General features: G+C 37.4%; 10 protein-coding genes. 7 read left to right on the plus strand and 3 right to left on the minus strand.

The features are described 5' to 3' along the window. Nucleotides 1–1,146: 1,146 nt before the first annotated feature. A complete protein-coding gene (locus K4L44_01625; protein ID QZE14596.1) occupies nucleotides 1,147–3,012 on the minus strand; it encodes an ABC-F family ATP-binding cassette domain-containing protein in 1,866 nt (621 codons plus the stop codon). Between the two features lie 85 nt (nucleotides 3,013–3,097). Then, nucleotides 3,098–4,141, minus strand: coding sequence for a galactose mutarotase (locus K4L44_01630; GenBank protein ID QZE14597.1), 1,044 nt, complete (start codon nucleotides 4,139–4,141; stop codon nucleotides 3,098–3,100). A gap of 112 nt (nucleotides 4,142–4,253) precedes the next feature. On the opposite strand from K4L44_01630, the gene K4L44_01635 reads away from it, so the two are divergent. The 4 genes from K4L44_01635 (at nucleotide 4,254) to K4L44_01650 (ending at nucleotide 8,763) form a co-directional block, all read left to right on the plus strand. Then, on the plus strand, nucleotides 4,254–5,258 hold the full coding sequence (locus K4L44_01635; GenBank protein ID QZE14598.1) for a GntR family transcriptional regulator: 1,005 nt from the start codon (nucleotides 4,254–4,256) through the stop codon (nucleotides 5,256–5,258). A 127-nt stretch (nucleotides 5,259–5,385) separates the two neighbouring features. Next, nucleotides 5,386–6,546, plus strand: coding sequence for a galactokinase (locus K4L44_01640; GenBank protein QZE14599.1), 1,161 nt, complete (start codon nucleotides 5,386–5,388; stop codon nucleotides 6,544–6,546). A gap of 58 nt (nucleotides 6,547–6,604) precedes the next feature. Beyond that, nucleotides 6,605–7,615, plus strand: coding sequence for a UDP-glucose--hexose-1-phosphate uridylyltransferase (locus K4L44_01645; GenBank protein QZE15933.1), 1,011 nt, complete (start codon nucleotides 6,605–6,607; stop codon nucleotides 7,613–7,615). A gap of 230 nt (nucleotides 7,616–7,845) precedes the next feature. Beyond that, nucleotides 7,846–8,763 carry a metallophosphoesterase gene (locus tag K4L44_01650; protein QZE14600.1) on the plus strand — a complete coding sequence of 306 codons (918 nt, stop codon included), beginning with the start codon at nucleotides 7,846–7,848 and terminating at the stop codon, nucleotides 8,761–8,763. Between the two features lie 2 nt (nucleotides 8,764–8,765). Here the strand turns inward: K4L44_01650 and K4L44_01655 are convergent, their stop codons facing one another. Next, nucleotides 8,766–9,377, minus strand: coding sequence for a threonylcarbamoyl-AMP synthase (locus tag K4L44_01655; GenBank protein ID QZE14601.1), 612 nt, complete (start codon nucleotides 9,375–9,377; stop codon nucleotides 8,766–8,768). Between the two features lie 64 nt (nucleotides 9,378–9,441). Here K4L44_01655 and K4L44_01660 point away from each other — a divergent pair, with 64 nt between their 5' ends. From K4L44_01660 to K4L44_01670, 3 genes are all read left to right on the plus strand, one after another. Next, entirely contained in the window at nucleotides 9,442–10,875 is a 1,434-nt protein-coding gene (locus K4L44_01660; protein QZE14602.1) for an MATE family efflux transporter, read from the plus strand. Nucleotide 10,876: 1 nt separating this feature from the next. Continuing rightward, nucleotides 10,877–11,560, plus strand: a complete 684-nt coding sequence (gene mnmD, locus K4L44_01665) for a tRNA (5-methylaminomethyl-2-thiouridine)(34)-methyltransferase MnmD (GenBank protein QZE14603.1) — start codon at nucleotides 10,877–10,879, stop codon at nucleotides 11,558–11,560. A gap of 96 nt (nucleotides 11,561–11,656) precedes the next feature. After that, nucleotides 11,657–12,271 carry an FKBP-type peptidyl-prolyl cis-trans isomerase gene (locus K4L44_01670; GenBank protein ID QZE14604.1) on the plus strand — a complete coding sequence of 205 codons (615 nt, stop codon included), beginning with the start codon at nucleotides 11,657–11,659 and terminating at the stop codon, nucleotides 12,269–12,271. Nucleotides 12,272–12,278: the final 7 nt, after the last annotated feature.

Genomic DNA, 12,278 nt, shown 5'->3' on the forward strand with positions numbered 1-12,278 from the left:
AAAGAGGATTGAAGTGGATGTTTTGGATATGAATAGAAATTAATACCTATATAAAAGGGGATTCATAGGTACTTTGTCCATGGTTTGTCCATGGTTTGTCCATGGTTTGTCCATCGATTCTCCATCGATTTGGTGGACGAACTATGAATGAGACTCGAATGAAGGATGGACAAAATAGCTATCATTCCACTATGAATCATTCTTTTTTGCATCTCTTTTTGATAGTGTCGAGGGGAATCTTCAACTCTGGATATTGGAAGGAGATAGATATCACTTCATATGATTTGATCAATTAAGAGACTTTTATGGAATCAGTCTATATTTTAGGTGGACTGGCCGGAATATAGGTTCCTGAACCCTTCGACAAGCACAGTAACCACATGTGGAAATACAGGAGTCTGACTAAAAAAACGGTCACAGGCGTTGTAGCAATCATTTCAATGACATGCTTTACGTCAAAAAATGGTGTGAACCTATTTATTTTAAATAAGTTATATCAACCGTAGATACAAGACACTGCCTTGTTTAGTGGGGACAAAACCTTGTATTATACGAATGGTGTAATATCGTTATTTTGTATTGTTGTCAGTTTGATGAGAGTAGATTGTGATCACTCTTTTGATTTCGTTAGATTGTGCGATATTAGACAAGGCAGTGCTTTGTCTCTACGGTTGCAGAAACTTAATTTGTCGTCTACAAATATTGTCATAGTATGGTTAATAAAAGATTGCAAACAGACTAGACATGATTTTATCAATTTAACGTGTGTCCTTAAAATAATGCGTGGTCTCTTTTATGGGTTGAACGGCAATCATATTACTTGTGATTGGTTCTTATTAGGAATGAAGTATTTGAATGGATTGAATACAAGTAATAGCCGTAAGGATGAATAATGGATATAGTTATTTTATGAGGCTAGAGAGACTCCAAGTAATAGCCGTGAGAGTAAATATATGGATAGAGTTATTTTATGAAGCGAAAGAGTAGGTGACTTGTAGAATCCAAAGAGTAGGGGTTGTCGTTTGGGAAGCCAAGAGATTATTCGTTCCAAGACAAATAGTGTGATTCGCATAAAGGAGTAGAAGCAAAGGCTTTGTGTGAATAAAAAAAGAGGAACCAACAGTTCCTCTTTTTTGAATTATCGTGCTATTGTTTTTCGCTAAGCTCTAGCCATCGAAGCTCTTTTTCATCTAATGTATCAGTAACTTCGGCATGTTTTTGTGATAGTTCGATCATTTGATCAGAAGAGAGAGAAGGATCGTTTAGTTTTTCTTCAATCTCCTTTTTCTCGACTTCTAACTTTTCAATTTCTTTAGGTAGTTTGTCGAACTCTTTCTGTTCGTGGTATGACCTTTTAACTTTCTTTGGTTTCTCTACTGGGACTTCCTCTTTGACAATCGTTTTCTTTTCAATGGCTTTTTTCTCTTTTTCCTGCTCTTTTTCCCACTGTCTAAAATGAGTGTAATTGCCAGGGAAGTCTTTTATTTGCCCTTCTCCTTCGAACACAAATAGATGGTCTACGATTTTATCCATAAAGTATCTATCGTGAGAAACGACAATAACACACCCTTGGAATTCTGATAGGTATTGTTCTAGGACATTTAGTGTCATAATATCTAAGTCGTTGGTAGGCTCATCCAGAATAAGGAAGTTCGGATTTTGCATTAACACGGTACATAGGTAAAGTCGACGTTTCTCTCCACCACTTAGTTTGCGAACATAAGTATATTGTGTCTCTGGTGGAAAAAGGAAGTAAGTTAGGAATTGAGAGGCGGTCCATTTTCTTCCATTACCAAGGTCGATCACTTCGGCAATTTCTTTAATGATATCAATTACTCTATCTTCCTCTTTAAAATTCATTCCTGTTTGAGTGTAGTATCCAAACTTGATGGTTTGCCCTACCTCAATCTCTCCGCTGTCCGCAGGTATTTGACCTGTGAGCATGTTGAGTAAGGTTGATTTTCCAGTACCATTTTTACCTACAATACCAATTTTCTCAAATTTGGCGAACTTGTAACTAAAGTCTTTTAGGATGATAATATCATCAAAAGCCTTTTCAAGATGAGAGACCTCAATAATTTTGTTCCCAAGACGAGAACTTTCGAACTGTAGGTCTAGTTTGTCTTCTTTGATTGTTTGAGTGGCTTTCTTTTTTAATTCGTGGGCTGCATCTACGCGATATTTGGCTTTGTGTCCTCGTGCTTTAGGCATACGACGAAGCCAATCTAATTCTGTTTTATATAGGTTTTTTGCTTTTTCAATCTCCGCTGTTTTAATAGCGATTCGCTCATCTCTTTTTTGAAGGTAGTAGGAGTAGTTTCCTTTGTATCTATAGGTTGTGTTATCCTCTATTTCGATAATTTCATTACATACACGATCTAAAAAGTATCTGTCGTGAGTAACCATTAGAAGCGTGCAGTTTGTTTTTGTAAGATAGATCTCTAACCACTCGATCATTTTTAAGTCTAAGTGGTTGGTTGGCTCATCTAAGATCAACATGTCCGGTTCGTTGATCAGAATTTGAGCTAGTGCAACACGTTTTTGTTGCCCCCCTGATAGTTGGGATACTTTTTGATTGAAATTGTTAATTTTTAGTTCGCTAAGTATTTGTTTGAATCGCAATTCGAAATCCCAAGCGTTTTTTAGATTCATCTCTTCCATTAAGGCTTCCATTTCAGCCGTGTTGTTTGAAGAGATTGCCATCTCATAGTTTCTTATAAGAGCAGCGATAGGGTTGTCTGATGCGGTTGCCTGCTCGATGACCGTAAGGTTTTCGTTCAATTCAGGAACTTGGCTCAAGTATCCTACTTTAACATCTTTATTGATATTGATGACTCCATCGTCGAGATCAGTCTTTCTAGCGATGGCATTTAGAAGGGTTGATTTTCCTGCACCATTTTTTGCAATGATTGCAACTTTCTGACCTTTTGCAATATTAAAGCTAATGTTTTCAAAAAGGATCTGTTCTCCCCAACGTTTCGTGACGTTTTCAATTTCTATATATGGAATCATCGTATTCAAATGTTTATTTCTACAAAAATAGAAAAGCCATCGTGATTATGGATGGCTTTTTAAACTATTTTCAAACGAGAGTCATCTACTTCGTTTCAAAATGGAAACGAGTTATCTCTTCGAACTTCTCTTCTGGAGATAAGGTTACTGAAGGAAAATTCGGTTGGTTTGGAGAGTCTGGAAAATGTTGTGTCTCCATCGCAACTCCCATGTACTTCCCATACTTCTTATTATCATGTCCAGTAAATTCTGGAATGTAGTATCCTGTATAGATTTGTAATCCAGGTTGGGTTGTAAATACCGATACATGTCTTCCTGTTTCTGCATGAGAAAGAGTCCCAGCAAACAAAGGATCATTCTCTTTGTTTAGTACGAAGTTTATATCGTAACCATCGGCCAAACTATCAATCTCTAATCCTAATGATTTTGGTTGTTTAAAGTCGAAAGCGCTCTCTTCCACAGAAAGATAATCTCCTGTTGGGATAAGATTCTCATCTACTGGAGTTACTGCATCGGCATTGACTACCAAATCATGATCTTTGATGGTGCTGTTCGCCCCATTCAGGTTGAAATATGTGTGATTCGTAAGGTTGATCACTGTCTTTTTATCTGAAGATGCTTGATATTTAACAATCAGGTCGTTCGAATCTGTTAGTGTGTAGGTTACAGTAACCTTCATATTTCCTGGGTAGCCCTCTTCCATATCTTTTGCTAGATATGTTAGTTTTACTGCTACATTGTTTAATGATTCTTCTGTTGTCGCATCCCAAACTATTTTATCAAATCCAACTATTCCCCCATGTAATGCGTTGGGACCATTATTGATTGCTAGTTTATACTCTTGTTCATCAATCGAAAACGTTCCCTCTTTAATACGGTTTGCATAACGGCCACAAATAGCACCAAAATAAGGACATCCATCTATGTATTCTTTAGAGGTATACTCTTTTAGATCATTAAATCCAAGTACAATATGGTCTAAGTTACCTTCATTGTCAGGCGTCTGAACGTCTGTTATGATTGCTCCATAGTTCGTGATCTTAACAATCATCTTGCCATTTTCAAGAGTGTAAAGGGAAACTTCTTTTCCGTCATTTGTTTTGCCAAAGGCTTGGGTTGATATTTTCATATGATAACTTGTTTATGATTTAGCTCTTCACAAATATTATAAAAAAAAACATACTAGTTGCTACAAGTCTGTTTTTATTTATTTTTGTATGTTGAATTTATGAACATGAAGTATGGTACAGGAGATTATTCAAATAAACGAGTCAAAAGGGACTCCAAAATATAAACAGCTTATTGCCGCAATCATTGAATCGATTCAAGAACAACGACTTCAGAAAGGGGATAAGTTAGGGTCTATAAATGATTTTTGTCGAGCATTTGGATATTCGAGAGATACTGTAATGTTGGCTTTTAATGATTTGAAATCTAGGGGTATCTTGGTTTCTCAGCCAGGAAAGGGCGTGTATGTTTCGGATGACAATATACAAGTAGAGAGGCGAATATTTGTTCTTTTCGATGAGTTGAATTCTTTTAAAGAGGATCTATATAATTCATTTGTTACCTCTATGGGACCTGAGACGAAAGTAGATATTTTTTTCCATCACTTTAATAGAGATCTTTTTGAACAACTTATCAGTGGCTCTGCTGGAAATTATACCTCATATATTATTATGCCTGCGATGTTTGGGGATATTGAAGATGTTTTGGCTGTCTTGCCTGAAAATAAGGTTTATTTATTAGATCGTTATTATCCGAATCTTTCCAACTATTCCTCATTATATCAGGATTTTGAAAGTGATGTTTATGATAGTTTGGTGGAACATAAGGATGCTTTAGAAAAGTATTCAAAATTGGTTATGTTGTTCCCCGGAGGAAAAGAGCCGGAGGGTAGATTAAAGGGATTTAGAGATTTTTGTGACAAGTGTGGTTATGATCATGAGATTATTAGATCATTGGACTCTAGAGAGATAACCAAAGGGGAGGTCTATTTAATCCCTTCGGATCGCAATCTGGTAGCTATTGTAAAATCTGCAAATGATCATGAACTACAACTAGGAGAAGATTTGGGTGTGATCTCTTTTAATGATACTGTATTAAAAGAGGTGGTTGCAGGTGGAATTACAACCATCTCTACAGATTTTAAATTGATGGGAGAAAGGCTTGCTGAAGTGGTTAAAAATCAAGAGTTTATTCGAGAGAGGAACCCATCTGGAATGACACTTCGAGCCTCTCTTTAGTCTAATGTAATGCTTTATAACATGTTTGTGCTATTTGTAAATATGATAAAAGTGTGTAGTTTTACCGACCAGTACCAACCAGTTGGGTTGGGATGCATATTACTAACTGATTTCAATTGATAATACCATGAATATACAAGATTTAAAAAGTAAGTTTATCGAAAAGTATGGAGAAGGGGATGTAGATGTGTTTTTCTCTCCAGGTCGTGTGAACCTTATTGGGGAACATACCGATTACAATGGAGGATTTGTTTTTCCATGTGCTTTAACTTTTGGTACCTACTGTTTGGTAAGAAGAGTAGAGAGAACTTCTTTTCGTTTTGCCTCTTTGAATCTTCCTTTTGAGACTGAGTTGTCTATGGATGAGTTAACTGCTCCATTGGACGACAAATGGGTGAACTATCCTCTTGGAGTTTTAGCTCAGTTTGTAAAAAAGGGAATTGCTTTTGATGGTGGAGCAGACCTTATGTTTTATGGTAATGTTCCTAATGGTGCTGGCTTGTCTTCTTCTGCTGCATTAGAGGTGGTAACTGCGGTTGCTATTAATGATGCTTATAATACAGGTTTAGACAGAGTAGAGCTGGTTAAAATGAGCCAAAAAGCGGAGCATGAATTTGCTGGAGTGCATTGTGGTATCATGGATCAATTTGCTTCAGGTATGGGTGCAAAAGACCATGCTATCTTCCTAAATTGTGATACATTAGAGTTCGACCTAGTTCCTGTAAAATTGGAGGGTGCTAAGATTGTAATTAGTAATACCAACAGTCCACATAAATTGGATTCAGGTAAATATAATGAGCGTGTTGCAGAATGTGCTGCAGCAGTGAAGGCAATATCTAAAGTGAAACCAATTAAGAATCTTGGGGAGCTTGATATGACTTCATTTAATGAGGTAGCTGGTTCAATAGATGATGAAGTGGTTCGCCGTAGAGCGCATCATGTGGTTTCTGAGATTCAGCGTACTAGTGATGCTGTAGCAGAACTGAAACGTGGAAATATTGATGTGTTCGGTACTTTAATGAATGCTTCTCATGATTCATTGAGAGATGATTATGAGGTGACAGGAGTACAACTTGATACGATGGTTGAAGAGGCACGTAAGATTGACGGTGTTATCGGTTCTCGTATGACTGGAGGAGGATTCGGTGGTTGTACTGTTTCGATCGTTAAGGATGATGCAGTGGATACATTTATCTCTGAAGTAGGCAAAAACTATGAAGCTCGTACGGGTCTTAAACCAGAGTTTTATGTTGCTGAAATTGGAGAGGGTGGATGTAAATTAAGTTAATTATAAGAAAAATAGAATCAGAGTGAATTTTAATATAGAAGATCATCCACATCGTAGAATGAACCCTCTTACAGGGGAGTGGATATTGGTGTCGCCACATCGTTCAAAACGTCCATGGCAAGGACAAGTTGAGAAAGTAGTTGAAGAACAGCGTCCTGCCTATGATGAGAAGTGTTATTTGTGTCCCGGAAATGAGCGTATTGGAGGTGAGAAGAATCCGGAGTATAATGAGCCTTATTCTTTTGTCAATGATTTTAGTGCATTGCTAAAAGATACTCCGAATGGTGAGGTGTCCGAGGATGATCTTTTTGTCGCGGATAGCGTTAAGGGTATTTGTAAAGTGATCTGCTTTTCGCCTCGTCATGATTTGACCGTTCCAGTGATGGAAGTGGCTGAGATTAAGAAAGTGGTGGACCTTTGGCAAAAAGAGTACCGTGAGTTAGGTGCTAAAGAGGATATCAACTATGTTCAGATATTTGAAAATAAGGGAAGTATCATGGGATGTTCTAATCCACACCCTCATGGACAGATTTGGGCTTCAAGTATGATACCTAATGAACCTCAGAAAAAAAGTGATCGACAGCTGTCTTACTTGAAGAAGCATGGAAGAACTTTGCTTTCAGCTTACTTAGAAAAAGAGTTAGACAAGGGTGAGAGAATTTTGGCAGAGAATGATCACTTTGTTGCTTTGGTTCCTTATTGGGCTGTTTGGCCTTTTGAGACAATGATTGTAAGCAAGAGAGAAGTGGCTTCTTTAGATCAGTTTACTGAAGAGGAGAAGTTGGGGCTTGCAGATATGTATAAGAAACTGACTGTGATGTATGATAATCTTTTTGAGGTTAGTTTTGCATACTCAGCAGGGATACATCAAGCACCAACAGATGGAGAGGATCATCCAGAGTGGCATTTCCATATGATGTTCTATCCACCTTTGCTTCGATCTGCAACGGTTAAGAAATTTATGGTTGGTTATGAGATGTTAGGTATGCCTCAGCGTGATATTACCGCAGAGAGTGCAGCGAAACGTCTTAGAGAATTACCAACTGTTCACTATAAACAAAAATCCTAAAACATAACCAATTTAGGTAACTTATAAAACAATTTTGAAAGGGAAGTCTCTGATGAGTGCTTCCCTTTTTTTGTGCCATAGATTTTTTAGTACTTTTTTTATACATATGGAAAGAGAAGAAATATGTTTGTTTGTACCTTTATATAAATCAATTTGAAGATAGATGTAGCTTAAAACAAAATTTTGATGGTTACGTTTATAGTTTTATACAGTACATTTTATTTGAATATATGGAGTTTGATATAATAGGGGATGTTCATGGACATGCTACTCATTTAAAGGGGTTATTAATAAAATTGGGGTACAGTGAGAATGATTCTGTTTGGTTTCATCCCAATCGTAAAGCTATTTTTTGTGGTGATTTCATCGATAGAGGTCCTGAAATTGTTGAGACTTTCGAGATTGTGATGAATATGTGTAAGGCGGAAACTGCTTATGCAATCATTGGGAATCATGAATTTGCTTTAATGGTTTGGCACTCTTTTAAGGGGCAAGATTTGTTGAAGCCGGATTTTGTGGAGAAATCAGGACGGATGTGTAAATCAACCCGCTTGGCATTTAAAGAGGAGCAGAAACATCTAAAGGAGTATATGAAATGGTTAAGAACCGTTCCTATGTATTTAGAGTTAGATGGTTTTCGCATTGTTCATGCTGCATGGAGTGATGAAGCGATAAGTAAGTGGAATTTCTTTCATCAAGAGGAGAAGTTAAAGAAGTCTAAGATTCGTAGTCTGGTGCTAGATCATCAGGATACAATGAAAGCACTTTCGTTTCTGTTGAATGGTCCAAAGATGGTGTTGCCTTCTGACATGAAAATATACTGTAATCATGGATTGAATCGAAAAGAGTTTCGAATCAAATGGTGGATCAAAGAGCTTCCGAATAGCTTTAAAGAGTTGTGTTTTGAAGGGAAGTTTTCTCTGCCTGATTATACAATACCCAAAGAACTTCTTCCGGAAATTGAGACATACAATCCCTCAGCACCACTCGTGTTTTGTGGGCACTATTGTAGAGCAGAGGGAGCTCAAATATTGTCAAATAATGTGGTGTGTGTCGATTCGTGTATTAGTTACTCTAGTATATTGACTGCATATCAACAAGGAGAGGGGCAGGATGTTGGACAAGATCATCTGATTACATTCGGATAGAGTTAGTCAATCTTTCCTAATCCTTCTCTAATGACTTCAAAATTGCCATTTGTGCAATCAATGATGGTGGATGGGATGTTGCCTCCTGTTCCTCCATCTATCATGAGATCTATGTTATGTTCGTATCTCTCATATATTAACTCCGGATCCGTGGTGTATTCAATCACTTTATCTGGATCATAAACAGATGTGCTTAATATAGGAGCTCCTAATATTTCTACAAGATCTCGTATGATCTGATTGTCTGGAATACGAATACCAATGGTCTTCTTTTTGTTCTTTAGCATCTTGGGAACTTTATGGTTTGCTTCTAAGATGAAAGTGTATGGACCAGGAAGAAGATGTTTCATTAGTTTGAATACATCATTGGATATAGGCTTACAATATTGTGAAAGCTGTGTAAAGTCGTGACAAATAAATGAAAAAGATGCTTTTTCTGCTTTAATTCCTTTAATTTTGGCAACTCTATCAATCGCTTTCGATTCATTAATATTACAACCAATCCCATAGATCGTATCTGTTGGATAGATAATAACTCCTCCTGTCTCAAGTACTGCGAGTGCTTGGTCCATGTTTCTCTTTTGTGGAGAATCGGGGTGTATGGAAATATACATATTGAATCGTTTTGTTACTTGATTTGAATAAATGTAAAGTTACTATTTTTAAATTTATATTACATTGAAAACTACAAATGATCTTACACAGGGCTCCATAAGTAAAGCTCTTGTAAAGTTGGCAATGCCTATTATTGGGATGTCTTTTCTTCAGATGGCATATAATATGCTTGATATGGTCTGGCTAGGACATGTTGGTTCTGAAGCTGTTGCAGCAGTAGGAACGGCTACTTTTTTTACCTGGTTAGGTGTCTCAGTAATGCTTATTGCAAAAGTTGCAACAGAAGTGGGAGTCTCACAAAGATTTGGTTCCAAAGATATAAAAGGAGCTAGTTTATTTACAGGTAATGCGATTGTATGGATGGTAATCCTATCCATTGGCTATGGTTATTTTACTTACTTTGCTGCCCCTTGGCTTATCGGTTTTTTTAAATTAGATAGTGCTGAAATCGTTCATATGGCCGTTCGCTACCTTCAGATTATTGCTTTGGGTGCACCATTCTATTATATGAATCAACCTCTTTCTGGTATCTTTACGGGAGCTGGAAATAGTAAATTTCCATTTAAAGCAACTTCTATTGGGTTATTAGTAAATTTTGCGTTGGACCCACTTCTAATTTTTGGATATGGTCCAATTCCTGCAATGGGAGCAGAAGGAGCTGCTATTGCTACAGTTCTCTCTAAAATGATTGTGACGATAATATTCTTTTTTGCGTTGAAGAAAAATATTATCAATCTTCCGTTATGCAAAGAACACTTTAAAATGAAGTGGGAAATAACCAAAGAGATATTTAAGGTAGGTACTCCAGTTGGTTTGCATAGTGGTTTGTTTGCCTGTTTTGCGATGGTAATGGCTCGAATCATCTCTCAGTGGGGTGACCTTCCTATTGCTGTACAGAGTGTTGGAGCCCAAATTGAGTCTATCTCGTGGATGACTATTGAGGGGCTTGCTACTGCCTTGGCAGCGTTTACTGGACAGAATTATGGTGCCAAATTATGGGATCGTATCTATAAGGGTTTTCTTGTTGCAGTCGCAATCAGTGTTACTATAGGTGCAGTGGTTGGCGCGATATTTGTGTTTTTCGGAGGCGAAATTTTCGGAATATTCATTAACGAAGTCGAAGCGATAAAACTAGGAAGTATCTATTTCTCTATTCTTGGAATAAGCCAGATATTTATGTGTCTAGAAATTGGGACATCTGGTGCTTTTTATGGATTGGGTAAAACAACGCCTCCTTCGTTTGTCGGAATCACTTTTACAGGCTTAAGGATACCACTTGCATTATGGTTGACTTCGATCCCAGCGCTTGGGATGACTGGTGTTTGGTGGAGTATTTCTATATCTTCCATTGTTAAGGGGATTGTGCTTTTCTCTTGGTTTATGATTTTTATCTTATTGCACCCTGAAAGAGATAAGTCGAAGTTGCAAAAGAAAAGATGGGTTCGTATTCTTCCAACTCGTATCCGTCAACAAATAATGGAAAAAAGAATTGAGTAAAATGATATCAGAACATTTAGAGAGAAGTGTGACACAAACTGAAGATGGAAGTGTCACTCTCTTTATTCCAGAATTAGAGGAGCATTATCATTCGATACATGGTGCGTTACAAGAGTCTAAGCATGTCTTTATTGATGCGGGACTTCGTTGTATTACGAAGAGTGATATTCATGTGCTTGAAGCAGGTTTTGGTACTGGGTTAAATGTCCTTCTCGCTTTCTTCGAATCAAAGAGGCTCGGAATTAAAATGAATTTTATAACGATAGAGAAATATCCCCTGATAGAAGAGGAATTTTCTCTATTGAATTATGGTCCTCTCGTTGATGAAGAGGATGGAGAAGAAGTTCTACAACAGCTTCATCATGCTCCTTGGGGAGAGAGTGTGCCTATTTCGGACCATTTCACTTTGACAAAATATCATGTGGATATGCACGATATGAAGTGGAGCGATCTACCATCGATAGATTTGGTTTTTTATGATGCTTTTGCTCCTGATAAACAGCCCGATTTGTGGAGTGACGAGATGTTTGCTCATGTAGTACGTGCTATGGGATCTTCTGCTATCTTAACGACCTATTGCGCAAAAGGAGTTGTGCGAAGGTCATTACAGGCTGCAGGATTGTTGATGGAGCGTATTCCTGGCCCTCCAGGGAAAAGAGAGATGTTAAGAGGAGTGAAGCGTTAATGTAGCGTTAATATTTTTAATTTTTTATTCAACAGTCCCATTATTCTACGAAAAGCATTATCTTCGGGTTTTATATTTTAATAATCACAAATAGAAATGGCAGAAACTTTTACATCTCCGATTGAGAAATTAAGCTACGCGCTAGGTTTAAGTATGGCTTCAAACATCATTGGAGCTGGTATTAAAGAGGTAGATTCAGAGAAAGTATTAGAGGCATTGAATGATGCATTGAACGGTGCAGAGCTTAAGCTTGGTGCAGAAGAGGCAAATGCAACAATTCAATCTTTCCTTAACGAAAAGCATGCAGAGGCAGCATCAGAAAGTCTTGTTGAAGGAGAGTCTTTCTTAGCTGAAAATGCTACAAAAGAAGGAGTTATTGTAATGGATTGTGGAATCCAATATATCACACTTCAAGAGGGAAATGGAGCAAAACCTACTTTGGAACAGCAAGTTAAATGTCATTACCATGGTACATTATTGGACGGATCTGTATTTGATAGCTCTGTTGAACGTAATGACCCTGCTACTTTCCCATTAAATGCAGTGATCCAAGGATGGCAAATTGCGCTTCAAGAGATGCAAGTTGGAGAGAAGAGACGTCTTTTCATTCCTTCTAATTTGGCTTATGGAGAACAAGGTGCAGGTGGTGCTATTGGACCAAATCAAACTTTGATTTTCGAAGTGGAACTTCTTGATATTGTATCAGAGTAAATAATTC

Source organism: Prolixibacteraceae bacterium (genome assembly GCA_019720755.1).
GTDB lineage: Bacteria > Bacteroidota > Bacteroidia > Bacteroidales > Prolixibacteraceae > Halosquirtibacter > Halosquirtibacter laminarini.